Below are 24,120 nucleotides of genomic sequence, written 5' to 3' on the forward strand. Positions count from 1 at the left end.
TTCGTCGGGGCCGGGTCGTTCGAGGCTATCGGGAGCCCTCCACCGGCGCCCAGTCCCGCCCGAACCAGCGCCGTGCCCGCTCGGCGCCGAACGCCTGCTTCTCCGCGCTGTTCGGCAGCGAGGGGCCGTCCATCCCACCGAACGGCGCCTGCCCGGGCAGGAACGTGACGTCGACCTTGGCGACCTGTCCCCCGCCGAACTCCATGTAGCAGATGCCCTGGCCGCCGTAGGTGGCGTCGGAGCCCTCGCCGCGGGCGCGGGCGATGAGTTGCTCGGCGACGACCTTCGCCTGACCCTCGGAGAACACGCCCGCCTTGGGGGTGCCGACGCTGGTCACGTCCCCGATCGCGTACACATCCTCGAACCTGGTCCGAAGGTTCCGCGGGTCCACCGGGATCCACCCGTCCTCGGTCAGCCCTGACTCCACGACCACCGCGGGTGCGACGTGCTTGGGCACCGCGAGCAGCAGGTCGAAGCCGATCTCCTCGCCGTCGCCCAGTGCCGCGACCTTCCGGGCCGGCTCCACGGAGCGGACCAGGGAGCCCGGGTGCCACCCGATGCCACGCTCGGTGAACGCCTCGAGGATCGCTTCCGACGCGAGCGGCGACGGCGGGATCGGCCGCGGCAGCGGCATCACCAGGTCGATGCTCGACCCACGGCGCAGGCCACGCTCGGTCAGGAAGTCGTGCACGAGCAACGCCGTCTCGCTCGGCGCCGGCGGGCACTTGAAGGGCGTCGACGTCACGGCGATGACCACCCGGCCGCCGTCGAACGCGTCGAGGGCGTCCCGCGCGGCGACCGCTCCGGGCACCGTGTAGAACTCGTGCCCGCCCTCCACCAGGCCCGGCGTCGCCGACGGGTCGAGGTCGGCGCCGAGGGCGACCACGAGGACGTCGGCCTCGAGTACCTCCCCGGAGTCCAGCGTGGCGGTCCGCGCGGCCGGGTCGATGCCCACGACCTCGGCGCGAACCATCCGCACACCCGGGTGCGCGACGTCCGCGTACGCCAGGTGCACCCGCTCGGCCGCGGTATGGCCGAACATGAGGTCGAGTTTGGAGAACCCGAACACGAAACTGTCGGCGCGGTCGACGAGCGTGGCATCCACGCCCTCGCCGAGGGCCTCCGACAGCATCGACGCCACCTCCAGGCCACCGAAGCCGGCGCCGAGGATCACTACCCGCAGTCTGGTTGTCGTCACCCGGTCATGCTGTCATCGCTGGGCGCGGCGGGTCCGGTGAATGGGCACTCAGTCCCGCCCACCCTCCTCAGGCTCCCCTCGAGATCGAACCTCTCCCGTCGAGATCGGACCCGCGCATGGACGATCTCGAGGTGGCAGGTACGAGGTCGACGCGCACTCGGACGTACAACCGTTCACCGCGCGCGATCAGGTCGTCGCCGTGACCAGCCAGGCGTGTGCCACGAACCGGACCGTGCCGTCGACCGTTCGCTCGCGCACCTCCTGGCGCGCCTGCTCAAGCGCCGCCGCCCACCCGGCGGCACCGAGGCGTGGTTCGAGCTCGGCCCGCAGGGCCCGCCCGGTCTGCCCGCCGAGCACGATGGCCAGGCGTTCCTCAATGCCGTCGCTGCCGTCCACGCCGTAGTCGCAGTCGCCGTCGACCGGCGCCACGGTCACGTCCCGCCAGCCGGCACCGGCGAGCACCTGCCGTACCCGCGCCCCGTCGGCCAGGCCCATCGGGCCGGGCACGCCTGACGGCGGTGGGCCGGGTGGGTCGTCGAGCCTCCCCATGAGCGAGCGGAGCCCGAGGTGGAACAGGTCCGTCTCGCCGTCGCGCCAGCACACGAACGCCAGCCGGGCGCCGGGCGCCGCCGCCGAGCGCAGGTTCGTGAACGCGGCGACCGGGTCGGCGAAGAACATCACCCCGAGCCGGGAGACGATCCGGTCGAACGGGTCGCCGGACGTGCCGGCGCGGAGGTCCTCGACCTGCGCATCGGCGACGATCACGCGGGCGCCGGGGACCCGCCGTCGGGCCGCGGCGACCATGTCGGCGGAGATGTCGACGCCGACCGGGTCGGCGCCCACCGCGGCCGCCGCCTCGAGCAGCGTGCCGGTGCCACAGCCGACGTCGAGGACCCGGTGCCCGGGCGCCAGTTCCGCGGCGGTGAGCAGCGCCGTCGTGAACGGTGCGAAGACGCAGTCGTACAGGTGCTGGTGCCGGATCCAGCCCGCCGAGCCGGTCGACCAGACCGCACGCATCGCCTCGTTGCCCACGGAAACGAACGTAGCGCTCGCGACTCAGCGACAACAGTAGGAGCAACCCGGCACCGACACCCCGACCCGCTCCCATGCAGCGGTACCCTCGGGCAGGGTCCGCAGTCGTGCAGAGAGGGCAACTTGTTCGCAGTCCACGGCTTCTGGTCCGGTGACGGCCTGTCTCTCTGGGCCGAGGACTCCGACCTCCCGACCTCGACCTCCAGCCAAGCGGTCCGGTCCGTGCGGCCGCACCCGTTCGCCGCCACCGCGGACGCTCTCACCGGCCTGCTCCCCGGCACGCCCACGACGGCGGAACTCCAGCTGCCGTCCCAGCGCAGCGCGCCGCTGGACTCGCCGGAGCTGCTCCGGGTGAACCCGCGCCGGGCCACCCGGGTCGATCCCGTGCTGTCCTCCTGGCGGGTGCCCGCCGTGCGGCTCGAGGGCGCGGCCGGCCTGGCCTGGCTGACCGATCCCGGGCAGGTCGCGGCCCGGTTCGGCGCCTCCGTGACGCACCTGCGGGACCTGGCCCGCTTCGCCCGGGACCTGGCCGAGCGTGGCCGGGTGTTGCCCGCGGTGACGCCGACCGGAACCGGCGGGGTAGCGCACTGGCGGCCGGTGCTCCAGGGACCCGACGCTCTCGCTCAGCATCGGCTCGTGGCAGCCCTGCCGCCGGTGTCGCGGGCCGCAGGCGGGCAGGGCGACGCCCGTGCCATCGTCGACGAGGCGCTGCACCGGCTCACCGATGCCGCCGTGCGGGAGCGGCTCGCCGAGGCGGGCTCCCTGCTCCCGGCGCGCCGCGGTCGCCGTCCGACGGTCGAACCGGTCGCCGACGCGTGGCTGGGCGCGCTCACCGGTCCCGACGGGAGGTTCGCCGCACCGCCCGACGGCGTCGCCCGCCTCGCGCAGGCACTGTCGCCCTGGGCCCAGCTCGGGTCCGGCGAGGACGAGCCCGCTCGGGCGACGTTCCGGCTCGTCGAGCCGCCGGCCGACGCCACGCCGGCCGTGGACACCCCGCAGCCGTGGCGCCTGGAGTTCCTGCTGCAGTCCACGACCGACCCGAGCCTGCTCATCCCCGCACCGCAGGCGTGGGACGGCGGCGGGCCGCTGCGCCGATGGGTCGACCGGCCCCAGGAACTGCTGCTGACCGAGCTCGGCCGGGCCAGTCGCCTCTACCCCGCCCTCGCCACCGGCCTGCGCAGCGCCCGCCCGGACCACCTCGACCTGGACCATGCCGACGCGCTCGAGTTCCTCACCGTCGCCGCTCCCGCACTGGACGAGGCCGGATTCGGTATGCTCATGCCCAACTGGTGGCGCCGCCGGCGCCCCCTCGGCCTGAGGATGACCTCGAGCACGCCCACCGACGCCGCCGCGACCGAGGGCAGGTTCGGTCGCGACCAGGTCGCCGACTTCGAGTGGCGGCTCGCCCTCGGCGACGAGTCGCTCACCGACGCCGAGATCGAGGCAATCGCCGCCACCAAGGCACCCCTGGTGCGGCTGCGCGGGCAGTGGGTCGCCGTGGACCCCGAGCAGCTGCGCCGGGGCCTGGACTTCCTCGAACGCGAGGGAACCGGACGCACCACCGCGGCGCAGGTGCTCGCGCTCGCCGCGACCCACCCCGAAGACGTCGACCTCCCGCTCCGGGTCAGCGGGATCGAGGCGGACGGGTGGCTCGGCGCCCTGCTGGCGGGCACCACCGCCGAGCAGCTCGAACCCGTCGCACCCACCGAGCGACTGCGGGCGAACCTGCGCCCCTATCAGGAGCGCGGCCTGTCCTGGCTGACGTTCCTGTCCCGGGTCGGCCTCGGCGCCTGCCTGGCCGACGACATGGGGCTGGGCAAGACCCTCCAGCTCCTCGCCCTGGAGGCCACCGAACGCGACGGCACCGATGAGGCCGCCGAACACCTCCCCTCCCTGCTGTTGTGCCCGATGTCGCTGATCGGCAACTGGCAGGCAGAGGTCCGCAAGTTCGCTCCGCACCTGCGCCTCCACGTCCACCACGGGCCGCAGCGGTTGTCCGGACCGGACCTCACGGACCGGCTCGCGGAGACCGACATCGTCGTCACGACCTACTCGACCGCCACCCGGGACATCGACGACCTCGAGCCCGTCTCGTGGAACCGGGTGGTGCTCGACGAGGCCCAGGCGATCAAGAACCGGCACTCCCGCGCCGCGAAGGCCGTCGGTCGGCTGCAGGCTCGGCACCGCGTCGCACTCACCGGGACCCCGGTGGAGAACCGTCTCGGCGAGCTGTGGTCCATCATGAACTTCCTCAACCCCGGCCTGCTCGGCTCCCCGGAGACGTTCCGGGCCCGGTACGCGATCCCGGTCGAACGGCACGCCGACACCGACGCCGCAGTCCGGCTCCGGCAGGTCACCCGTCCCTACCTGTTGCGCCGGGTCAAGACCGACCCGGCGATCATTGACGACCTCCCCGAGAAGATCGAGGTCAAGCAGTACTACCGGCTGACCACCGAGCAGGCCTCGCTCTACCAGTCCGTCGTGGACGACATGATGGACCGGATCGCCGGCTCCGACGGCATCGAACGCCGCGGCAACGTGCTGGCGGCCATGACCAAGCTCAAGCAGGTCTGCAACCACCCCGCCCAGCTCCTGCACGAGCGGTCCGCGGTCGGGCGCCGCTCCGGCAAGGTGATCCGGCTGGAGGAGATCGTGGAGGAGATCCTCGCCGAGGACGACCGGGCGCTGCTGTTCACCCAGTACGCGGGCTTCGCCGAACTGGTCGTCCCGCACCTGGCCGCCCGCTTCGGCACCGACGTCCTCTACCTGCACGGCGGCACCCCGCGGGCCGCCCGGGAGCGGATGGTCGAGCGGTTCCAGTCCGACCAGGGCCCACCGATGTTCGTGCTGTCCCTCAAGGCCGGCGGCACCGGCCTGAACCTGACCGCCGCCAACCACGTGATCCACCTGGACCGGTGGTGGAACCCCGCCGTGGAGAACCAGGCCACGGACCGGGCCTTCCGGATCGGCCAGAAGCGCAACGTGCAGGTGCGCAAGTTCATCGGCACCGGCACCCTGGAGGAGAAGATCGACACCTTGCTGGAGGAGAAGGCGGCGCTCGCGGACATGGTGGTCAGCGACGGCGAGGGCTGGCTGACGGAGCTGTCCACCGGTGATCTGCGCGAGTTGTTCACGCTGTCGGAAGGAGCCGTGGGTGAATGACCGGTTCTTCCCGACCGGGAAGCCGCGCGCCGTGCAGGGCGGGATCAAGGCCCGCAGCAGCCGGGGCGCCATCGCCCAGACCTGGTGGGGCGAGCGGTTCATCGCCGTCCTCGAGCGCGCCGGGATCGGTGGCCGCCTGCAGCGTGGCAAGACCTACGCCCGTAAAGGCCAAGTCATCTCGATGGAGGTCACCGCCGGCCGCGTCGACGCGGTCGTCCAGGGCAGCCGCCCGAAGCCGTACCGGGTCCGGATCGGCGCACCGGCCTTCGGCAAGGCCGAGTGGGCAGCGGTGGAGAGCGAACTGGCCGGCAGCGCCTGGTACCTGGCCCGGCTGCTCGCCGGTGAGATGCCGGCCGACATCGAGGAGGTGTTCTCGAAGGTCGGGCTGAGCCTGTTCCCGAAGGGGCCCCAGGAGCTGTCCATGGACTGCACGTGCCCGGACTGGGGCGTGCCGTGCAAGCACGTCGCGGCCGCGATCTACCTGCTCGCGGAGTCCTTCGACGACGACCCGTTCCGCATCCTCGCCTGGCGGGGCCGAACCCGCGAGGACCTCCTCGCCAAGCTGACCATCGCCTCAGGTGGCGGGGCCCCCGCCGGCGCCGGAGCGGCCGCCCCCGAGAGCCCGGACGTTCCCCTCGCCGACCTGCTCGACTCCTACTTCACCCTCCAGGGCGCGCTGCCCGGACCGAGCCCGGCAGCCGCCGTCGGCATCCTCGTGCAGGCACCGGACGTGGACGTCACGGTGCGCGGGCAAGCCCTCACCGCACTGCTCGCCCCCGCCTACCGGGATCTGGCGGACTGATCACACCCGCCGGTGGGTCATGCCGGGATGATCTCGACCTCGTACTCCTGCAGTATTCGATCGGCGGTGACAAGTGGAGTCCCGAGCATCTGTGCCTGTGCCACGAGGATGCGATCGAAGGGGTCGCGATGGTGGTCCGGCAACTCGCCGGCGCGAAGCGCGTGGGCGTGTTCCACGGCGAGGGCGGTCGTTGCCGATCGACGCATCCGGTCCGGTACGTAGGTCGACGGCGCCTCGGGCAGACGCAGCTTTCCGAGCCGATACTTGATTGCGATCTCCCATGCGCTGGCGGCCGAGAGCAAGATCTCCGTCCCGGCGTCCGCAATCATTGACAGCGCCTCACCACGCAGGCTACCTGGCTCGGTGTGCATCCAGAGCCAGACGTGCGTGTCGACAAGCGCCCTGCTCACGCCTGGAACCCCGCGAGCACGTCGTCCGGCAGTGGCTCGTCGAAGTCCTCCGGGACGACGAAAACACCCTCGTCCAGCCCGAGACGTCGCTCCGAAGGGAGAGATGCCGGCACCAGACGAGCCACAGGCCGTCCCCCACGGCGAATCTCGACCTCTTGCCCGGCGTCGACAAGGCGCAGTAGCTCGGAGAGTCGTGTCTTCGCTTCGTGGACCCCAACACTGCGCACCGTTGACTTAGTCATGAACTTAGTCTACTGCCGCTCCTTCAGCGTCGAACGATCCTGGTCTTCGCCCACATATCGTGCAGTCCGCGTCCGTCCGGGCCCGTGATCACCGGCGGGAACGCCAGGCACAGGGCCACGGTCCGCACGGCCGCGCGCACCGGGCCCGGCAGCCCGCCCTCGAGGCCGCGCACCCCGATGCCGAGGATCCGGTGCCCGATGGTGCACCCGAGCGTCGCCACCAGCAGGTAGGTCATCAGCGCGAACACGCCGAGACTGGCGAGCGGGTGGTAGTCCAGGAACGCGTAACTGATCACGCTCGCGATGCCCCAGTCGATGCCCAGGGCGACCAGTCGCCGACCGAGCGGCGCGTTCGCGACGTGCGCTCCGCCGTCGGGCATCGCCCTGCCTTTGGTCCCGGCGGGTCCTCCACTCATGGACCCGAGCGTAGTCCCGAGATGGACACCCCGACGGCGGGGGTCGCGTCGCGTTTAACATGGCGGACACATTTGGGTCACGGTAGGGAAATGCCGCGCCCCTACCGTGTGTCCGAACCCAGTTGGGGTCCAAGACCAAGGAGCAACGGATGTTCAGTACTGCCGAGGAGGCCATCGCCTTCACCAAGGAGCAGGACGTCAAGTTCGTCGACGTCCGGTTCTGCGATCTGCCGGGGGTGATGCAGCACTTCAACATTCCGGTCGAGGCCTTCACCGAGGACGCCTTCACCGAGGGGTTGATGTTCGACGGGTCGTCGATCCGCGGCTTCCAGGCCATCCACGAGTCCGACATGAAGCTCGTACCGGACGTCTCCAGCGCGTTCGTGGACCCGTTCCGCGCGCAGAAGACGCTGGTCGTGAACTTCTCCATCGTGGACCCGTTCACCGACGAGCCGTACTCCCGCGACCCGCGCAACATCGCCGCGAAGGCCGAGGCCTACCTCACCTCCACCGGCATCGCGGACACCGTCTACTTCGGCGCCGAGGCCGAGTTCTACATCTTCGACGACGTCCGGTTCTCCACCAGCGCCCAGAGCTCCTTCTACCACCTGAACTCCAACGAGGCCGCGTGGAACACCGGCCGCGAGGAGGAGGGCGGCAACCTCGGGTACAAGACCCGCTACAAGGGCGGCTACTTCCCGGTCTCCCCCAACGACCAGATGGCGGACCTGCGCGACTCCATGGTGACCACGCTGCAGGAGGTCGGCCTGGAGGTCGAGCGCGCGCACCACGAGGTGGGCACCGCCGGCCAGCAGGAGATCAACTACCGCTTCGACAGCCTGCGCGCCGCCGCGGACGACGTGATGAAGTTCAAGTACGTCATCAAGAACGTCGCCTGGGCGGCGGGCAAGTCCGCCACGTTCATGCCCAAGCCGCTGTTCGGTGACAACGGCTCCGGGATGCACTCCCACCAGAGCCTGTGGAAGAACGGTGAGCCGCTGTTCTACGACGAGCGCGGCTACGGCGGCCTGTCCGACACCGCCCGCTGGTACATCGGCGGCCTGCTCACCCACGCCCCGTCGCTGCTCGCGTTCACGAACCCGTCGGTGAACTCCTACCACCGCCTCGTGCCGGGCTTCGAGGCCCCGGTGAACCTGGTCTACTCGGCCCGCAACCGCTCCGCGTGCATCCGGATCCCGGTCACCGGCACCTCTCCGAAGGCCAAGCGCGTCGAGTTCCGGGTACCGGACCCCTCGTCCAACCCCTACCTCGCGTTCTCCGCGATGCTGATGGCCGGCATCGACGGCATCAAGAACCGCATCGAGCCGCCGGAGCCGGTCGACAAGGACCTGTACGAGCTGCCGCCCGAGGAGCACGCGCAGATCGCCCAGGTGCCGGACTCGCTGCCGGCCGTGCTGGACTCGCTCGAGGCCGACCACGACTACCTCACCGAGGGCGACGTGTTCACCCCCGACCTGATCGAGACCTGGATCGACTACAAGCGCTCCAACGAGGTCGACGCGCTGCGGCTGCGCCCGCACCCGCACGAGTTCGAGCTGTACTACGACATCTGACAGTCGGGGTTTGAGCGACCTCCGCGAGGAGGCCTGAAACGGCGTCTGACCTGCACGAACGCTACGCAGTGTTCGGCAGCGTCAGACGCCGTTTGTCGCTCCTCTGTGTCAATTTGGTGTGGTCCGCCGCCCTGCAGGGCGCGATTGGTCTGGGCAGCGTGGCGACGCACGATTCATGTTGAGCCCCTGCGCCAAGAACGCCCCCGTGGATGATTCAGGCAGTAAGAATGCGCAGTGCCACCTGGCCGTTCGTACGCCACGGTTCCTCCAGTGACCTCCACTCGCGAGCACGGTCGGTCAGCGCCCGAGCGAGCATCAGCAGGCGCGACCGATCCGACCCGGCGAGCTGCTGACGCTCGGCTCGCGGATCGTCGATCACGGCAAGCAGTAGCGCGGCGTCCTGGAGGTGCCGCTCCCTGTCACGGGAATCGGTCTGGTAGGCGGCCGCCTTCAGGATCACGGCACCGAACGGCGAAGGAACGCTCACGGTAGTCGACCGCCCGACCACGATCTCCACTCTGGCATTGATGGTGCGCTTGAGCGCCTGAGTGCCCCCTTCGATCGCGACCATTCTCCTGCCGTGAATCTTCTGCGTCACCGTCGGTGCCGCGTGGTCGGCGACAAGCACGTCGACGACGTCTGCCTCGCTGGTGACGAGATCAACGGTCGCCTCTCCTCGCCGAAAGCGGTGGGCCGTGTGATTGCGGTCATCGATCGACGGCATGAACTCGTAACCGAGCGACTCCAGTGCTCGCGAGGTCTCGCCAACGACTCCACGTGTGGTCTCGATATGCAACACCATGTCGACGTCATTGGTCGCACGGAGTGTGTCGATGCTGCGGTAGATCCCATGGAGTTGGGTCATCAGGCCACCCACGAGCGTCCACTTCTCGTGCGGTAGCACCGCTTCGATCTCGGCGACGTTCGGCCATGGCGCCATCCACCCGGCCGGCGGGCTCGGGACGTCGATGGTCCTACGGTCAGCCACGGAACGCCGCCAACGCGCGGTCGAGTGCGTCCACGCCTGAACGGCGTTCGCGGACATCGAGTGACTCTGCAAGATCGAGGGCAGCGAGCACGACACCGCGGTTGGCGAGGTCCTTGACGATTCCGAGATCCGTTGTGGTCGTTCGAAGCGTGACCCGACCATCGTCGTCACGAATCAGGCCGTGATCGCGGACCAGGTCGGTCAAGGCGTCAGCTGTCACATAGCCGTCGATGCTGCCGGCCTCGGCCAGACCAAGTCGGGCTGCCCTATCGATGACGTGAACGAGCTCGCCGCGCAGGTGCTGCCCGGCACTGGCGTGAGCCCGGTAGCGGGAGACCTCGGCGCGGTTCCGAGCACGCTCGACCAACTCGGCTGCGGTGAGTTCTCGGAGTCGGGCCCGCAGACGCGACCGCTGGGTCTGCCCCATCCACTCCGCGTCGCCCCCCGACAGGAGCGACACCGCGCCCCACGCCGTCGCCTCGGCCCATGCTCGCTTGTGCGAGCCGCCACGGACTGCGACCAGTCTCTCGACAGAGCTCTCGTCGACGATGCCGCGAGCGGGTTGGCGCAACGCACCTCGTAGGACCAGGTGCTGCACCTGTCGCGTCGAGACGCCGAGGCGCGCAGCGGCCTCGGAAACCGCCAACAGACCCATGACAGATAGTGTCGCATACACGCACTTGTCTGCCAACCGTGGGATCCCGATGAACTGGCTGCCGCAGGGCCCGGTCAGTCGGCCTGGACCTCGAACCCGGTCTCGCGGATCACTCGGGCCGGGACGCCCGCCACGATCGTGTTCGCGGGGACGTCCCTGGTCACCACCGCACCGGCGCCCACGATCGCTCCGTCGCCGATCGTGACGCCCGGCACGACGGTCACGTTCGCCCCGAGCCAGACCTTGCGGCCGATCACGACCGGCGCCGGGACCATGTCCGCCCGCCGGGCCGGGTCGACCCCGCGGTTCAGGGTGGTCAGCGTGGTGCCGTGACCGATGAGGGACCCGTCTCCGATCGTGGTGCCGCCGGTGTCCTGGAACGCGCAGCCCATGTTGATGAAGACGTCCCGGCCGAGGGTCAGGTTCTTGCCGAACTCGCAGTAGAACGGCGGGAACAGGGCGACCGACTCGTGGACCGGGCGCCCGGTCAGCGTGGCGAGCAGGTCGCGCACCTCGCCGGCGGGGTGGTAGCCGCCGTTGCGTGCGGCGACGACCGCAGCGCCTCCTGGGCGACCTCGTGCATCAGGTGGCGGGCGGGCGAACCGCCCTCGATGACGGTGCCGGAGCGGACGTGCTCCTGGGACTCGGGCAGCTCCATGGCGGTCACGGTATCCCGCCGACGCTCAGCCCACCCGGAGGGCCGCCACCGCCGGCGCCAGCGCCGACGCTGGTGCGAGCCGCGGCAGCAGGACCGCCTGGAGGGCGTGGTAGATGTCGGCCTTGCCGTCGCGGATCGTGGCGCTGGGGACGTTGTCCTCATCGAGCTCGTGGTGCCAGGAGCCGTGGGCCTCGTCGACGAGGTACCGCTCGGCGTAGTCCCACCAGGTCTCGTAGCGGCGGGCGTGGCGCTCGTCGCCGGTGACCTGCCACAGCGCCGTGGCCGCGGCCAGGGCCTCGCACAGGACCCAGTGCAGGCGGTTCCGGATCACCGGCGTGCCGTCCCAGTCCACGGTGTAGACGAAGCCAGGAGCACCGTCGGCGGCCCAGCCATCGCGCACCGCCGCATCGGCCAGTTTCTCGGCGGCGGGAATCAGCCAGTCCGGGGCACCGCCCGGGGCCGAGTCCAGGGCGACGTGCAGGTGCACCAGCAGCCGGGCCCACTCCAGGCCGTGCCCGGGGGTGGCCCCGAACGGCTTGAACGGGTCCCGGGGCTGGTCGCGGTAGCGGTCCGGGTCCGGGCGCCACGCGGCGTCGAAGTGCTCGGGCAGACGCCAGTCGAACCGGCGGGCGGCGTCCACGATCCGCGAGCTGATCCGCAGGGCGCGCTCGCGCCACACGTCCCGCCCGGTGACTGCCCAGGCAGCCAGGAACGCCTCGACCGAGTGCATGTTCGCGTTCGCGCCGCGTTCGTCGTCGAGCCGGGTGAAGCCCGCGTCCCACTGCTCGAGGACCATCCCGGCGTCCTCGTCCCAGAACCGCTGTTCGATCACACGCAGGGCCTCGTCGAGGAGTTCGGCGGCGCCGGGTCGCCCGATCGTGGCGGCGCTCGCGGCGGCGAGCACCACGAACGCGTGCGGGTAGGACCACTTGCGGTCGTCGACCGGTCCGTCGGGTCCCACCGAGGTGAACCAGCCCGGATGCACCGGGTCCGCGAACACCTCGCGCACGGCGCGCAGCCCATGGTCGACGAGGCCCTCGGCGCCGTCGACCCCGAGCAGCGCCCCGAGTGAGAATGCGTGCGTCATCCGGCAGGTCACGTACAGCGGCCGCGGTCGGCCCGGGGTGAGCGCGCCGGTCGCGTCCAGCCAACCGAAGCCACCGTCGGCACACCGGGCGAACCGCGCGAACTCCAGGAGCCGGCGCGCCTCCGCCTCGAGCCGGGCATGGTGGGCCGGGGACGCGAGGAGCGCACCGGTCACGGCACGTGCACCAGGAAGGACTCGAGGGAGTCGCCGCGGGTGAACGCCCGCACCGCCCGCCGGCCGAGCATGGTCTCGTGGATCTCGCTGGTCCCGTCGAAGATCTGGGTGACCTTGGCGTCCCGGTTCAGCCGGTTCACCCACGAGGACTCCACGATGCCCTCGGCCCCGAAGATCTGCACGGCCTCATCCGTGTGCCGCCGGGCGGCGTCCGAGGCGAACATCTTCGCCATCGAGATGATGTCCTGGTCGCCGCCGTCGCCGCGGGCGAAGGACTCCGAGGCCAGCCGGGTCAGTTCGCGGGCGGCCCGGTAGTCGGCGGCCATCCGGCCGATCTTGCTCTGGATCGAGGGCAGGTGACCGAGCGGCTTGCCGAACGCCTCCCGGGTGGCGGCGCGCTCGATGCTCGCCTCGAGCGCCCCGCGCAGCAGGCCGCACGCGTACGAGGCGGCGTCGATCCGGGCCAGGTTCAGTCCGTCCATCATGCCGCCGAAACCCTCGACGGCGAGGCGCGAGGTCGCGGGTACGCGCACCCGGTCGAAGGCGAGCGTGCCGTTGGCCATGCCCCGTAGGCCGGAGAACGCGGGCCCGTGCGCCTGGGTCACGCCGGGCAGCGAGGTGTCCACCACCAGGGCCACCATCGGGGCGTCCCGGTCCGTGGTCGCCTCCTTGGCGAGCACGATCGCGTAGTGGCCGTTCGGGGCGTACCCGACCCAGGACTTCTGCCCGCTGAGCAGGTAGTCGTCCCCGTCCCGGGTGGCCACCGTGGTCATGCCCCGCACGTCCGAGCCGGCGTGCGGCTCCGTGATCGCGAACGCACCGAACGCCCGGCCGGCGAGGGTGGGCTCCACCCAGCGCTCGATCACGTCCGCGGGCGCGTACTTCATCAGCAGATAGGTGGTCAGCCGCCCGTTGCTGATCGCGACCGCGGCGGCCATCGAGTGCATCGCCAGCCGCTCGGAGACCTCGTGGACGAGGGTCGCCCGGCTGACGTCGAGCGTGCCGTCACCGCCGACCAGGACCCGCTGCAGACCGATCCTCGCGGCGGCGTCCACGACGTCCTGCGGGAACTCGGCACTGGCGTCGATCTCGGGCGCGCGCGGCGCGAGGGTGGTGGCGATCATCTCGTCGAGCTCGTCGAGGATGCTCATGACGGTGCTCCTTCGTCCTCGGGGTAGCAGTACAGGATGTGGATGGCGGCGAGCACCTGCTCGCCGCGCTGGTTCATGACGGTGACCTCCGCGAAGGCCTTGCCGGTCGCGGGGTCCACCTCGGTGGTGCGGTAGCGCGCCTCGACCGTGTCCCCGAGGAACACTGGCCGGAGGAAGCGCAGCCGGTCGTAGCCGTAGGAGACCGCGACCACGCCCTCCTGGGCGCACAGCAGCGACGCAGCGGTGGAGGCGACACCGAGGGTGAGGATGCCGTGCGCGACGCGCTGCCCGGCCGGGTGGGTCCTCATGTACTCGGCGTCGATGTGCTGGGGCGCGAAGTCGCCGGTGATGCCGGCGAACAGACCGACGTCCGCCTCCGTGATCGTCTTCGCGAACCGGCTCGTGGAGCCCACCGCGGGGAACCCGGCGCTCATGCGGCACCGCCGAGGTGCACGATGCCGTCCCTCGCCAGGCGTTCGGCGTCACCGGCGTCCAGGCCCAGTTCCGCGAGCACCTCGGCCGAGTGCTCACCGTGGCGCGGCGCCGGGCGCCGCACCGGCAGCCGGTGGCCGTCGACCGAGAGCGGGTTCAGGACCAGGTCGACCGGCCCGATGCCCGGGTGGGTCACCCTCGCGTGCCGGCCCGCCCAGCCGACGACCGGGTCGGTCGCCATCGTGTCCAGGTCGTTGACCGGGGCGCACCACACGCCGTTGGCCTCCAGGACGGCCAGCGCTTCGGCCGTGGTGCGGGGGGCGAGGAGTGCGCCGACCTCCGCGACGAGGTCGTCGCGCCCCTCGAGCGCGGCCGCCTTGTCCGGGAACCGCTCGTGCAGGTCCGGAAGCCCGAGCGCGCGGGCGAGGTCCGCCGTCGGGCACATCGAGATCGCGATCCACCCGTCGCTCGTCGCGTAGACGCCGTAGGGGCCCTCCATGAACGGGTTCGACGGCGAGGGCGAGCGTCGCGAGGAGCGGTCACCGTTGTGGTGGGAGACGAGTTCCTGGGTCATCTGGTGCAGCATCGAGCCGACCAGGTCGATCTCGAGGTGCCGCCCGACGCCGGTGCGGGTCCTCTCGAACAGGGCGGCACACACCCCGAGCGCGAGCATCGACGCGGCGTGCGCGTCGGCGATGAACGGACCGGCAGGCGACGGCGGGCCGCCGTGCTGCCCGGTCAGCCACATCGCGCCGCTGCGGGCCTGGGCGAGGAGATCCTGCCCGGGCCGGTCGGCCTCGTCGCCCCCGTAGCCGGAACCGGAGCAGTAGACCAGGCCCGGGTTCAGGGCGTGCACCTCGTCCCAGCCCAGTCCGAGCCGGCCGATCACCCCGGGCCGGAAGTTCTGCACCAGCACGTCGGCGCGGGCCACGAGATCCCGGGCGATCGCGATCCCGGCCTCCGACTTCAGGTCGAGCGCAAGGGAGCGCTTGTTGCGGTTCATGGCGAGGTAGAAGGCGGAGTGGCCGCCGATCCGCGTGGTTCCGGACTCCCGGCCCCGCTCACCGCCCCGCACGTGTTCCACCTTGATCACGTCGGCCCCGAGATCGGCGAGCATCTCGGTGGCCCAGGGCCCCTGCATCATGTGGGACAGGTCGAGGACCCGCACCCCGTGCAGGGGCAGCCCGTCCGATCCGGGCGCACCGTTCGTGTCGGGTGCACCGTCCGCCCCGGCGAGCGTCCCGTACTGGCTGATCATGCTCACGTACCCTCCTGTCTTGACGGGGAGCCACGTTGGTCCCGGCCGCGCACTCCGCGTTCGGCGAGAAGGCGCTAAGGTCACTGTTATATCGATCTACTGAAGCGTAGCACCGAGTATCGGAACGGAGCGAAGGCCATGGGGCGGGTCACCCTCAATGACGTAAGTGCCCGGGCTGGCGTGTCGCGGGCGACGGCTTCGCTCGTAGTCCGCGGCAGCACCCGGATCTCGCCCGCGACGACAGAGCGGGTGCGGGCCGCCATGGCCGAACTCGGCTACGTCTACGACCGCCGCGCCGCCATGCTCCGTGGCTCCCGTTCGATGACGATCGGCGTAGTGGTGCCGGAAATCCGGAACCCGTACCTCAGCGAGATGATCATGTCCGTCGAGCAGACGCTTCACGACGAGGGCTTCACCGTGCTCGTCGGGCACAGTCACGACCAGGCCGAACGCGAGTTCGAGGTCCTGTCCACCATGCTCGAGCGGCACGTGGACGGGATCCTCCTGCAGCCGGCCCAGGACCTGACCGTGGAGCAGGTAGACCGATACACCAAGCCGACCGACACTCCCCTCGTGATGCTCATGCGGTACCTGACCGACGGTGACAACTTCGTCGGTCCCGACAACGAGCTGGCCGGGGTGCTGCTCGGTCGGCACCTGCAAACCCTGGGCGCCCGCTCGGTGACCCTCGTCGGCGGCCCCCGGACGTCCTCGGCGCGTCGCCAACGCGTGGCCGGCCTGCGCGCCGCGCTCGGGCCGGAGATCGAGTTCGACTCCGGGGAGGCCACGGCCACCCCGACGAACTACACCGACGTGGGCGAACGGGCCATGGCGCACATCTTCGACCAGGGTCGCCTGCCCGACGTGGTGGTCGGCTACAGCGACGTGGTCGCGATGGGGATGTACGCGGAGATCTACCGCCGGGGCCTGACCCCCGGGCGGGATGTGGCCGTGGCCGGGTTCGACGACATCCCGATGGCGTCGTGGCTGGCTCCCCCGCTGACCTCGGTGGCGTCCTGGCCCGAGCGGGTCGGCAAGGCGGCCGCCGAACTGCTCCTGGCCAGGATCGCGGACGACTCCGCGCCGCCGGTGCGGGTGGAACTCGAACCGGCGCTCCGACTGCGGGCCTCGACCCTCTCCTGGGGCAAGCGGTCGCGGGACTGAGCCCGTTCGCCCTACCGACCGCTGAACTCCGGCGTCCGCTTCTCGCCGAATGCTGCCACGCCCTCGGCGAGGTCGTCGGTGCCGACGGACAGGCCACCGGCCAGGGCCTCGACCACCGACGCCGGGGCACCCTCGAGGGTCGCCGTGACGAGCTGCTTCGCCAGGGCCACGGCCACCGGCGCGCCGCCCCGGATCCGGGTGCTCCAGCGCTGCACGCACTCCGGCAGTGCCGACGGTGCGGCGACCTCGTTCACCAGCCCCCAGGCGAGCGCCGCGTCCGCCGCCACCTCCCGGCGGGCGAGGATCATCTCCTTCGCCCGGGACGGACCGACGAGCGCCGGCAGCCGGCCGGTGCCGCCCCAGCCGGGGACGGTGCCCAGGCCCGTCTCCGGGAGAGCGAGCCGGGCGCCGTCGGCCATGATGCGGAAGTCGCAGGCCAGGGCCAGTTCGAGGCCGCCGCCGAAGGCGAGACCGTCGATGACGGCGATCGTGGGACACCGGATCGCCTCGAGGGCGCTGAACGCCCGGTGCCCGACGCTGATCCAGTCGCGCCACATCTCGACGCCGCCGAGGGCGCCGAACATCGTGATGTCCGCGCCGACGCAGAACACCCTGGTTCCGGCCGTGCGCACGAGGACCAGCCGGGCCGGGGAGTCGTCAGCCTCCCGGGCCACTCGCTCCAGGTCGCGCAGCATCGCCGGGGTGAGCGCATTGAGCTTCGCGGCCCGGTCCAGCGTGATCGTCGCGACCTCGCCGGAGTCGTCGAACGAGATGGCGGCGGTGCCGTGGTCCGGTGTCCCGGTCATCGCCCGCTCCCCTCCGTCGTTGCGGCGCGGCGGGCGAGCCGGCCGTGCCCCGGGTGCTCGGGCAGCGTCAGTCCCATCGCGCCCTCGCGGAACAGCGCGCGGTCCATCAGGCGTAGGTCGTCGCTGACCAGCAGTCCGAACGCGCTGCGGGCCAACACGTCCCTGTCCAGGTCGACACCCGGAGCGATCTCGGTGACGGTGATCCCCTCGGGGCGCAGCTGCATCACGCAGCGCTCGGTCACGTACGTCACCCGCTGGCCGCGGCTCAGGGCGAGCTGGCCGTTGAAGGTGACCGCGGCGACCTCGGGCACCAGCTTGGTGTGCGGACCGTCGGCGACGATCCCGAGCCCGTCCGCGCCCACGTCGATCTGCCGCCGACCCGCGGTGAACGACCCCACGAACACGATCTCCGGGGCCGCGGCGGTGATGTCCGCGAAGCCGCCCACGCCGGCGGTGACGTGCCGGCGGTGGGGCAGGTGGTGGACGTTGACGTTGCCATGGGCGTCGATCTCCAGGAAGGAGAGCAGGCTGTGGGAGAAGCCCCCGCCCTGCAGCAGGGTGAACTGGTCGGCGCTCTGCATGATCGCGTCGGGGTTCTGCGAGCAGCCGAACGCGAAGTCGAGCAGCGGGATGCCTCCCACGGCCCCCTGCTCGAGCACCCACGAGACCGCGGTGCCGTGGCCCTCCTCGTTCAGCACGTGCGGCACCAGGGCGGAGACACCGAACCCGAGGTTGACGGTCTCCCCGGCGGCGAGCTCAGTGGCGGCGCGCCGGGCCATCACCTTCTCGAGGGAGTAGGCCACTGGGGGCAGGTCGGCGAGGGGGCGACGCAGCTGCCCGGAGATGGCCGGGTCGTAGTGGGTGTGGGTGGTCTGCATCTGGTCCGGGTCGATGACGACGGCGTCGACGAGGATCCCCGGAACGCGCACCTTCTGCGGGTCGAGGCTGCGGCCGCTGGCCATTCGCTTCACCTGCGCGATCACCAGGCCGCCGTTGTTGTGCGAGGCGTAGGCGAGGTCGAGGGCGCCGAGCGGGGAGCCCTCGTCCTCGAACGTGAGGTTCCCGAACTCATCGGCCGTGGTCGCCCGGATGATCGCCACGTCCGGAACGATCGACCGGAAGAACAACCACTCCTGGTCGTCGACCGTGTGCAGCTCGACGATGTCCGCGGGTGTGGTCTCGTTCATCCGGCCACCGCCCTCGCGCGGATCGATGAACGTGCCCTGACCGACCTTCGTGAGCACGCCGGGCTGGTGCGCCGCGACGGCCCGGTGCATCTGGAACAGCGTGCCCGAGGGGAAGTTGTAGGCCTCGACCTGCTCGTGCTCGATCATCGCCCAGATCGCGGGCGGCTCGGCCGAGGACGGGCCCGAGGGGTAGGAGCCCGCGACCACCCGCTTCAGCAGGCCGGGCCGGGCGAGGTGGTCGATCCCGCGGATGCCGTACATGTCCCCGGCGGCGATCGGGTGGACGGACGTCAGCGCCCGCGGCGCCTGCGTCTGCTCGAACCGCTGACCGATCCCGCGCAGGACCGCGTCCGGGCACCCGAGCCCGGACGAGGAACTGACCGTGACGACGTCTCCGTCCTCGATGAGTTCGGCCGCCTCGCGTGCGGTGAGGATCTCGACTCTCTTCATGCGTGCAGCTTCCTTGAAGGTTGAGCGTGGCCCCACCGAGCGGGTGGGGCCACGCGACGAATCTGCTACTCGCCACCCAGTCCGGGCAGCCACAGGACGACGTCCGGTACCAGGATCGCCAGCGCCATCGTCGCCACGATCACCAATCCGAACGGAGCCATTGGTTTGATCGCCTGGATCACCGGGATCTTGCCGATCTTGGCCGCGAGCAGCAGGCACAGCCCGTACGGTGGCGTGATCAGTCCGAACGCGAGCGCGATGACGGCAACCACGCCGTACTGGACCGGGTCCACCCCGGCGGCCAGCACCGCGGGTGCGAGCACCGGAATCATGATCGCCATCGCGGGCAGGGCGTCCAGGAACGTCCCCAGGACCACGAAGATCAGCACGACCACCCACAGGATCGCCCAACTCGGCACGCCGGCGAGCGCGTCCTCGAAGATGAACGGGATCCGGTAGAACGCGAGCAAATAGGCGAACACCGCCGCGGCGGCCAGCGCGAACAGCGGCAGCGCCGTCAGCAGCGCGCTCTCCCGGAAGATCTTCGGCAGGTCCCGGATCTTGATGGTCCGGTAGACGACCAGCCCGAGGAACAGCGCGTACAGCACGGCCAGGACCGACGCCTCGGTTGCGGTGACGAAGCCGCCGATGATGCCTCCGAGCACGATCACGATCATGACCAGGGCCAGGGCGGAGTCCCGGAAGGCCACGGCGACCTCCTTGAACGGCATCCGCGGCTCCCGCGGGTAGTCGTGCCGGCGGGCCTCGACATAGGCGACCAGCATCATCCCGCCACCGATCATGACGCCGGGCACCACCCCACCGAGGAACATGGCCCCGATCGAGGTGTTCGTCAGGGATCCCCAGACCACCATCTGGATCGAGGGCGGGATGATCGTGCCGATCACAGCGGACGCGGCCGTGATCCCGACCGCGTACCCGGCCGCGTACCCGCGGCGTTTCATCTGCGGGATCAGGATCGACCCGAGGCCGGCGACGTCCGCGGTCGACGAACCTGACACGCCCCCGAATCCCATCGAGGTCGCGACATTGACCATTCCCAGTCCACCGCGGACCCACCCGACCAGTGCGTTCGCGAGGGCGAGCAACCGGTCGGTGACCTTCGCCGCGTTCATGATGCCGCCGGCGAGGACGAAGAAGGGCACGGCGAGCAGCACGAACGAGTCCACGCCCGCGTACATCCGCTGCACCAACAGTTCGGAGTTCAGCCGGTCCGCCAGGAAGAAGAACGGAAGGCAGGCCAGCAGCAGCGCGTAGGCGATCGGTACCCGGAGCAGGCAGATGACGATGAAGATGACCAGCAGCGACACGGCGATGGTGACCATCACTCACCAACTCCTTCGATGCCGTGTCCCTCAGGAGTCACGGCCGTTTGGTCGACCAGATCAGCACCGATCTCCTCCACGGCCTCGCCGCGCAGGGTCCGCACGGCCAGCTCGATGACGAAGAAGAGCATGCACAGGCCCGCTACGGGTAGGGAGGCGAACGCCCAGGTGAGCGTGATGCCCGACGTCGTCGAGGTCCGGCCGAGCCCGGTCTCAGCGAGCGCGAGGCCGCCGACGATGATCGCGACCGAGGCGAGTGCCAGGAAGGCCAGGATGACGAGTTGGATCGGTACCCGGAACCTCGTCGCGACCCTCGACGGGATGACGTCGATGATGAAGTGTTCGTTGCGACGGATGGCGAGCGCGGCACCAAGGAACACGAGCCACTCCAGGCAGAGCCGGGAGATCTCCTCGGTCCAGATCGCGCGCGGGATGAACGGCACGTAACGGCCGATCACCTGATAGGAGACCACGACGGTCAGCGCTCCGAGAAGCACCGTCACGGCAACGAGCAACGCCCGGTAGAGCCGGTCTGCGGCGGCGACCATGTCAGCCCCGCAACTCGATGATCTGCTCCAGTACGTCCTCCATGCCCCACTGGCCGGCATACTCCTCCCAGACCGGGCGGACCATGTCGATCGCACCGGAGGTGTCCGCCTCGACCACAGTGACCCCGTCCAGCTCAGCCAGGCCGGCCAGCTGCTCGTCGTCGACCTCGGCCTCGAGGTCACGCTCGAACTGGCCGGCCTCGTCGGCCGCGTCGAGCACAGCCGCGCGCAGGTCCTCCGGCAGCCCTTCCAGCGTGGACGACGCGATCATCAGGGGACGGATCGTGACCTCATGGTTCGTGATCAGGATGTTCGGTGCCGGCTCGTAGAACTTCTGGCTCTCGATGAACACGGACTCGTTCTCCGCGCCCCCGACGACCCCGGTCTGCAGCGCGTTGTAGAGCTCGTTGTAGGCGACCACGGTCGGCTCGAGCCCGACCGCGGCGAACGAGTCCGTGAGGACCTCACTGGGCTGAACCCGGAAGAGCCGCCCGCCGATGTCCTCGAGGCCGGTGGCCGGCTCGGTGAAGAACATCTGGCGGATACCACCGCCGAAGTAGGTCATCGGAACCACGCCGGAGGTCTCCTCGATGCTGGTGGCGAGGTCCTCGGCGATCGACCCCTCGATGATCGCGTCGCGCTGCTCCCGGCTGGTGACCAGGAACGGCATCGAGAGGATCGACACCTGCGGCACGAACTCGGCGATCGAGCCCGGCGCGACGATCGCGACATCCATCGTGCCGGACTGCATGGCCTGGAACATGTCCGTCTCGGTGCCGAGCTCGGCGTTCGGGTGGACCTCGACGGTGACCTGCCCGTCGGTCTTCTCCTCGACGAGTCGGGCGAACTCGTCCAGGCCCTGATCGAACGGGGTATCGGCAGCCAGCTGATGGCCCGCGACGAGCGTGAAGGTCTCATCCTCGGCCCCACCGCCCTCCCCGTTGATGGCGTCCTCGCTGCAGGCGGCAACCGATGCGGTCAGCGCAGCGGCGACGAGCAGGACGCCGGCCCGGCGTGCGGTCGTGGTGGTTCGCATGGTGGTGGACCCTCTCAGTCTTCGTTGACGCCGTCACACCGCGGTGACGGCTGGCCGGCGACTCGGAGACGCCGGGCTGGTAGATCGATCACGCTAGGATAGACATAGAAGGTCGTCAACCTGCAACCGAGCGACGGCTACCAACCAGCTATGAGGCCGGCGCATCGCACATCCTCCCGAACTCTCGGGACATCGTGCGAGCGTTCGGTGAGCGACGGATCGCGGCTCGACGGATTAGACCGATCTACGTCAGATCTCGCTCGAGGGTCGAAAAGAGGCCCATGCGCACCCAACCGATCCTCACGTCCGGCCAAGCCGCAGATCTCGTCCGCGACGGCGCGACCGCGACCGTCCCGTTCCCTTCCGGGCTTGGCTGCCCCGACGCGGTTCCGCCGTCGCTCGGGCGCCGCTTCCGCCTCCAGATGCACCGGGCCGCGGCGATGCGCCACCCGGCGTGCTCACCGAGGTCGGTACGGGTACGTGCGCGGATCTGAGACAGTCCGACGCCCGGATGAACGACGTGACCGAGGAGTCCGTCCGGGTCGAGCACTCGGTAGGAACTAGGACTGACTGGCGTCGACCAGTTCACGCTGCTCGCCGGTGGAGCATCGACGTGGCGATGCTGTCGGGCGCCGGGCCAATGGGTCACGATCGCGACCGGACGCGCGGTCCTGCGCCTCACGCTCACGGGACTCGGAGGGCCACGAGATCACACCCGGCATCGACCTCCGGCGCGACGTGCTCGCCCGCGCCGACTGCGACCTGCGCGTCAGCGGCGAACATCGACCCATGGACGACACGCTCGTCCGTGAAGGCGACCTGCGACTGGAACCCGGCCCTCGCGGTCGGCCAGCACTCATCCCACCCGCTGTGCCGCCTGCTCCCACACGAAGCCGTCCGCGTCCGTGAACGACCCCGCGTCGCCGCCGATCAGCAGCCGGTGCGAGCCCGACCCGTCGGGTGAGACGCCGGCGTTCTTCGCAGCGAGCTTGCGCGGGTTCAGCGCCAAGGTCAGGCCACCCCGGGTGTCGGCGAACTCGGCATACTTGCCGCCGAAACTGCGGGTGGCGTTGAACCCGCGCTCGACGTAGAACTGCTTGCTCGCCTTGACGTCCGCCACCCCGAGCAGGAGCACGATGTCCTCGATGTCCAGGCTCACCGGGCCGCTGTCCTTCTTCGCGGACGACGCAAGCGTCCAGGACGTCCCGTCCGGCGACTGGAACGCGGCTCCATAGCCCCACAGGGACTTCTCGGCGGGCTTGACGACATTTGCTCCGGCCTCCACGGCCGCATTCAGCAACGCGTCGACGTTGCCCGGCTGGGACACCACGAGGGAGATCGAGAAGCCGCGGAATCCCACGCTCGGCTCGCCGCCGGCGCGCGCGCCGATCCGCTCGCTCACGCGGAGGGCGGCGCAGATCGCGGTGGTGGCGGCCGGGTCGGCCGCCTCGATGGTCAGGGACGTGATGGAGCTCATCGCTGGTGCACCTTCTCTGTTCGGTTCGATCGGGGCGCCGGTACGCGGGACGATCGGCGTGTTCCTCACGCTAGGTCGCGCTGCGCCGGTCCCGCTTCTCGATTCCTGACCGGTCGCGGAACCGGACGTCGGCCATGATCGGTACCATCGGCGGCACCGGCCGGGCGAGGACGCCACCCTCGATCTGGCGCCGCCGCGCACCGACGAGACGGAGACCGAACGTGACCGACATGATCGTGGGCGCCCTCGCGCTGATACTCGGGCTGCTGCTGTGCTTCCGCGGAAGCAGCGCGATGCGCGGCCTGCTGGCCCTGTGGGGCGCTGCCATCGGGTTCGGCCTCGGGGTGGTGCTCGTCGCTGCGGTCGCCGACGAGGGGTACCTGGCCACCGGTGCCGCCTGGTTCGCGGCGATCGTCCTCGCGGTCGTGTTCGGCGCGCTCGCCTACGCCTTCTACGCGGTCGCTGTGGTGCTGGCGTTCGTCTCGATGGGTTACGTGCTCGGCCAGACGATCGCCGTCGCGTTCGGCGTCTCGCAGGTGTGGCTGCTCATCGTCCTCGGTGTCCTCGGCGGCCTCGTGCTGGGCGTGCTCGCCATCCTGACGAACCTGCCCGAGCTGGTGCTGATCGTGATCAGTGCCCTGGCCGGGGCCGCGGTCGCCGTGGCCGGGGCACTGATCCTGCTCGACACCCTTGATCTCGACGGGCTCACACAGACCCAGTTCCGGATCGCCGACCAGCCGCTCTGGTACGTCGTTCAGCTCGTGCTCGCCGTGCTCGGTATCGTGGTCCAGATCCGGTACGACCGCCGACGGAAGCTGAGCACGGTGCGCACGTCCTGGGCCGCGGCCGGACGGTAGCGGTGGGTAA

At 70.5% G+C, this 24,120-nt stretch carries 22 protein-coding genes and 2 pseudogenes; 5 read left to right on the plus strand and 19 right to left on the minus strand.

Annotation, left to right across the window (positions count from 1 at the left end):
• Nucleotides 1-25: 25 nt before the first annotated feature.
• Together EXU48_RS20105 and EXU48_RS20110 are read right to left on the minus strand one after the other, a co-directional pair.
• A complete protein-coding gene (locus tag EXU48_RS20105; protein WP_235857164.1) occupies nucleotides 26-1,198 on the minus strand; it encodes an NAD(P)/FAD-dependent oxidoreductase in 1,173 nt (390 codons plus the stop codon).
• Nucleotides 1,199-1,384: 186 nt separating this feature from the next.
• The gene (locus EXU48_RS20110) at nucleotides 1,385-2,230 is read right to left on the minus strand and encodes a class I SAM-dependent methyltransferase (protein ID WP_207947846.1); all 846 of its coding nucleotides are present in this window, start codon (nucleotides 2,228-2,230) and stop codon (nucleotides 1,385-1,387) included.
• 123 nt (nucleotides 2,231-2,353) lie between these two features.
• Between EXU48_RS20110 and EXU48_RS20115 the strand changes: the two genes are divergently transcribed.
• Nucleotides 2,354-5,392 carry a DEAD/DEAH box helicase gene (locus EXU48_RS20115; RefSeq protein WP_133109479.1) on the plus strand — a complete coding sequence of 1,013 codons (3,039 nt, stop codon included), beginning with the start codon at nucleotides 2,354-2,356 and terminating at the stop codon, nucleotides 5,390-5,392.
• On the plus strand, nucleotides 5,385-6,194 hold the full coding sequence (locus EXU48_RS20120) for an SWIM zinc finger family protein (RefSeq protein ID WP_133109480.1): 810 nt from the start codon (nucleotides 5,385-5,387) through the stop codon (nucleotides 6,192-6,194). Before EXU48_RS20115 ends, EXU48_RS20120 begins: the two co-directional genes overlap by 8 nt.
• A 17-nt stretch (nucleotides 6,195-6,211) precedes the next feature.
• Here the strand turns inward: EXU48_RS20120 and EXU48_RS20125 are convergent, their stop codons facing one another.
• The 3 genes and pseudogenes from EXU48_RS20125 to EXU48_RS20135 all read right to left on the minus strand — a co-directional run bounded on the left by EXU48_RS20125 (nucleotide 6,212) and on the right by EXU48_RS20135 (nucleotide 7,262).
• Entirely contained in the window at nucleotides 6,212-6,604 is a 393-nt protein-coding gene (locus EXU48_RS20125; protein WP_133109481.1) for a type II toxin-antitoxin system VapC family toxin, read from the minus strand.
• Nucleotides 6,605-6,717: 113 nt separating this feature from the next.
• Nucleotides 6,718-6,846: pseudogene (locus EXU48_RS25195) on the minus strand (type II toxin-antitoxin system Phd/YefM family antitoxin); the annotation flags it as partial.
• 23 nt (nucleotides 6,847-6,869) lie between these two features.
• Nucleotides 6,870-7,262 (minus strand): RDD family protein, encoded by a 393-nt coding sequence (locus EXU48_RS20135; protein WP_235857165.1) that lies wholly within the window; start codon nucleotides 7,260-7,262, stop codon nucleotides 6,870-6,872.
• Nucleotides 7,263-7,411: 149 nt separating this feature from the next.
• Here EXU48_RS20135 and glnA point away from each other — a divergent pair, with 149 nt between their 5' ends.
• Nucleotides 7,412-8,836: a type I glutamate--ammonia ligase gene (gene glnA / locus EXU48_RS20140; RefSeq protein WP_133109483.1), complete on the plus strand. Its 1,425-nt coding sequence runs from the start codon at nucleotides 7,412-7,414 to the stop codon at nucleotides 8,834-8,836.
• A gap of 214 nt (nucleotides 8,837-9,050) precedes the next feature.
• Here the strand turns inward: glnA and EXU48_RS20145 are convergent, their stop codons facing one another.
• The 8 genes and pseudogenes from EXU48_RS20145 to EXU48_RS20175 all read right to left on the minus strand — a co-directional run bounded on the left by EXU48_RS20145 (nucleotide 9,051) and on the right by EXU48_RS20175 (nucleotide 15,239).
• Nucleotides 9,051-9,881 carry a hypothetical protein gene (locus tag EXU48_RS20145; protein WP_207947847.1) on the minus strand — a complete coding sequence of 277 codons (831 nt, stop codon included), beginning with the start codon at nucleotides 9,879-9,881 and terminating at the stop codon, nucleotides 9,051-9,053.
• Nucleotides 9,817-10,479, minus strand: a complete 663-nt coding sequence (locus tag EXU48_RS20150) for an excisionase (RefSeq protein WP_133109484.1) — start codon at nucleotides 10,477-10,479, stop codon at nucleotides 9,817-9,819. The genes EXU48_RS20145 and EXU48_RS20150 overlap by 65 nt, the downstream gene beginning before the upstream one ends.
• Nucleotides 10,480-10,586: 107 nt before the next feature.
• Nucleotides 10,587-10,736: pseudogene (locus EXU48_RS25535) on the minus strand (DapH/DapD/GlmU-related protein); the annotation flags it as partial.
• A 230-nt stretch (nucleotides 10,737-10,966) separates the two neighbouring features.
• Entirely contained in the window at nucleotides 10,967-11,137 is a 171-nt protein-coding gene (locus EXU48_RS25450) for a hypothetical protein (RefSeq protein WP_328591662.1), read from the minus strand.
• Between the two features lie 25 nt (nucleotides 11,138-11,162).
• Nucleotides 11,163-12,398, minus strand: coding sequence for an AGE family epimerase/isomerase (locus EXU48_RS20160; protein WP_133109485.1), 1,236 nt, complete (start codon nucleotides 12,396-12,398; stop codon nucleotides 11,163-11,165).
• The gene (locus EXU48_RS20165; RefSeq protein WP_133109486.1) at nucleotides 12,395-13,549 is read right to left on the minus strand and encodes an acyl-CoA dehydrogenase family protein; all 1,155 of its coding nucleotides are present in this window, start codon (nucleotides 13,547-13,549) and stop codon (nucleotides 12,395-12,397) included. Before EXU48_RS20165 ends, EXU48_RS20160 begins: the two co-directional genes overlap by 4 nt.
• Entirely contained in the window at nucleotides 13,546-13,983 is a 438-nt protein-coding gene (locus tag EXU48_RS20170) for a MaoC/PaaZ C-terminal domain-containing protein (protein ID WP_133109487.1), read from the minus strand. The genes EXU48_RS20165 and EXU48_RS20170 overlap by 4 nt, the downstream gene beginning before the upstream one ends.
• A complete protein-coding gene (locus EXU48_RS20175) occupies nucleotides 13,980-15,239 on the minus strand; it encodes a CaiB/BaiF CoA transferase family protein (protein WP_235857172.1) in 1,260 nt (419 codons plus the stop codon). The genes EXU48_RS20170 and EXU48_RS20175 overlap by 4 nt, the downstream gene beginning before the upstream one ends.
• A gap of 138 nt (nucleotides 15,240-15,377) precedes the next feature.
• On the opposite strand from EXU48_RS20175, the gene EXU48_RS20180 reads away from it, so the two are divergent.
• Nucleotides 15,378-16,403 carry a LacI family DNA-binding transcriptional regulator gene (locus tag EXU48_RS20180; protein WP_133109489.1) on the plus strand — a complete coding sequence of 342 codons (1,026 nt, stop codon included), beginning with the start codon at nucleotides 15,378-15,380 and terminating at the stop codon, nucleotides 16,401-16,403.
• An 11-nt stretch (nucleotides 16,404-16,414) separates the two neighbouring features.
• On the opposite strand, the gene EXU48_RS20185 is transcribed toward EXU48_RS20180, so the two are convergent.
• The 6 genes from EXU48_RS20185 to EXU48_RS20210 all read right to left on the minus strand — a co-directional run bounded on the left by EXU48_RS20185 (nucleotide 16,415) and on the right by EXU48_RS20210 (nucleotide 23,253).
• On the minus strand, nucleotides 16,415-17,209 hold the full coding sequence (locus EXU48_RS20185) for an enoyl-CoA hydratase/isomerase family protein (protein ID WP_133109490.1): 795 nt from the start codon (nucleotides 17,207-17,209) through the stop codon (nucleotides 16,415-16,417).
• Nucleotides 17,206-18,846, minus strand: coding sequence for an acyl CoA:acetate/3-ketoacid CoA transferase (locus EXU48_RS20190; RefSeq protein ID WP_133109491.1), 1,641 nt, complete (start codon nucleotides 18,844-18,846; stop codon nucleotides 17,206-17,208). Before EXU48_RS20190 ends, EXU48_RS20185 begins: the two co-directional genes overlap by 4 nt.
• A gap of 65 nt (nucleotides 18,847-18,911) precedes the next feature.
• Complete coding sequence (locus EXU48_RS20195) at nucleotides 18,912-20,192, minus strand: TRAP transporter large permease (protein ID WP_133109492.1); 1,281 nt, start codon at nucleotides 20,190-20,192, stop codon at nucleotides 18,912-18,914.
• Nucleotides 20,192-20,740 (minus strand): TRAP transporter small permease, encoded by a 549-nt coding sequence (locus EXU48_RS20200; protein ID WP_165962916.1) that lies wholly within the window; start codon nucleotides 20,738-20,740, stop codon nucleotides 20,192-20,194. The genes EXU48_RS20195 and EXU48_RS20200 overlap by 1 nt, the downstream gene beginning before the upstream one ends.
• 1 nt (nucleotide 20,741) lies before the next feature.
• Nucleotides 20,742-21,776: a TRAP transporter substrate-binding protein gene (locus EXU48_RS20205; RefSeq protein ID WP_133109494.1), complete on the minus strand. Its 1,035-nt coding sequence runs from the start codon at nucleotides 21,774-21,776 to the stop codon at nucleotides 20,742-20,744.
• 856 nt (nucleotides 21,777-22,632) lie between these two features.
• Complete coding sequence (locus EXU48_RS20210; RefSeq protein WP_133109495.1) at nucleotides 22,633-23,253, minus strand: VOC family protein; 621 nt, start codon at nucleotides 23,251-23,253, stop codon at nucleotides 22,633-22,635.
• Between the two features lie 221 nt (nucleotides 23,254-23,474).
• Between EXU48_RS20210 and EXU48_RS20215 the strand changes: the two genes are divergently transcribed.
• Nucleotides 23,475-24,110: a DUF4203 domain-containing protein gene (locus EXU48_RS20215; protein WP_165962917.1), complete on the plus strand. Its 636-nt coding sequence runs from the start codon at nucleotides 23,475-23,477 to the stop codon at nucleotides 24,108-24,110.
• Nucleotides 24,111-24,120: the final 10 nt, after the last annotated feature.

The organism is Occultella glacieicola, assembly GCF_004353825.1.
Taxonomy (GTDB): Bacteria; Actinomycetota; Actinomycetes; order Actinomycetales; family Beutenbergiaceae; genus Occultella; species Occultella glacieicola.

Excerpts from the sequence above, each read along its gene's own strand:
- EXU48_RS20200 (WP_165962916.1), bottom strand. The coding sequence starts at position 20,740 with ATGGTCGCCGCCGCAGACCGGCTCTACCGGGCGTTGCTCGTTGCCGTG.
- EXU48_RS20175 (WP_235857172.1), bottom strand. The coding sequence starts at position 15,239 with ATGATCAGCCAGTACGGGACGCTCGCCGGGGCGGACGGTGCACCCGAC.
- EXU48_RS20210 (WP_133109495.1), bottom strand. The coding sequence starts at position 23,253 with ATGAGCTCCATCACGTCCCTGACCATCGAGGCGGCCGACCCGGCCGCC.
- EXU48_RS20145 (WP_207947847.1), bottom strand. The coding sequence starts at position 9,881 with ATGTCCGCGAACGCCGTTCAGGCGTGGACGCACTCGACCGCGCGTTGG.
- EXU48_RS20205 (WP_133109494.1), bottom strand. The coding sequence starts at position 21,776 with ATGCGAACCACCACGACCGCACGCCGGGCCGGCGTCCTGCTCGTCGCC.
- EXU48_RS20180 (WP_133109489.1), top strand. The coding sequence starts at position 15,378 with ATGGGGCGGGTCACCCTCAATGACGTAAGTGCCCGGGCTGGCGTGTCG.
- EXU48_RS20195 (WP_133109492.1), bottom strand. The coding sequence starts at position 20,192 with ATGGTCACCATCGCCGTGTCGCTGCTGGTCATCTTCATCGTCATCTGC.
- EXU48_RS20135 (WP_235857165.1), bottom strand. The coding sequence starts at position 7,262 with ATGAGTGGAGGACCCGCCGGGACCAAAGGCAGGGCGATGCCCGACGGC.
- EXU48_RS20190 (WP_133109491.1), bottom strand. The coding sequence starts at position 18,846 with ATGAAGAGAGTCGAGATCCTCACCGCACGCGAGGCGGCCGAACTCATC.
- EXU48_RS20150 (WP_133109484.1), bottom strand. The coding sequence starts at position 10,479 with ATGGGTCTGTTGGCGGTTTCCGAGGCCGCTGCGCGCCTCGGCGTCTCG.
- EXU48_RS20170 (WP_133109487.1), bottom strand. The coding sequence starts at position 13,983 with ATGAGCGCCGGGTTCCCCGCGGTGGGCTCCACGAGCCGGTTCGCGAAG.
- glnA (WP_133109483.1), top strand. The coding sequence starts at position 7,412 with ATGTTCAGTACTGCCGAGGAGGCCATCGCCTTCACCAAGGAGCAGGAC.
- EXU48_RS20165 (WP_133109486.1), bottom strand. The coding sequence starts at position 13,549 with ATGAGCATCCTCGACGAGCTCGACGAGATGATCGCCACCACCCTCGCG.
- EXU48_RS20185 (WP_133109490.1), bottom strand. The coding sequence starts at position 17,209 with ATGACCGGGACACCGGACCACGGCACCGCCGCCATCTCGTTCGACGAC.
- EXU48_RS25450 (WP_328591662.1), bottom strand. The coding sequence starts at position 11,137 with ATGGAGCTGCCCGAGTCCCAGGAGCACGTCCGCTCCGGCACCGTCATC.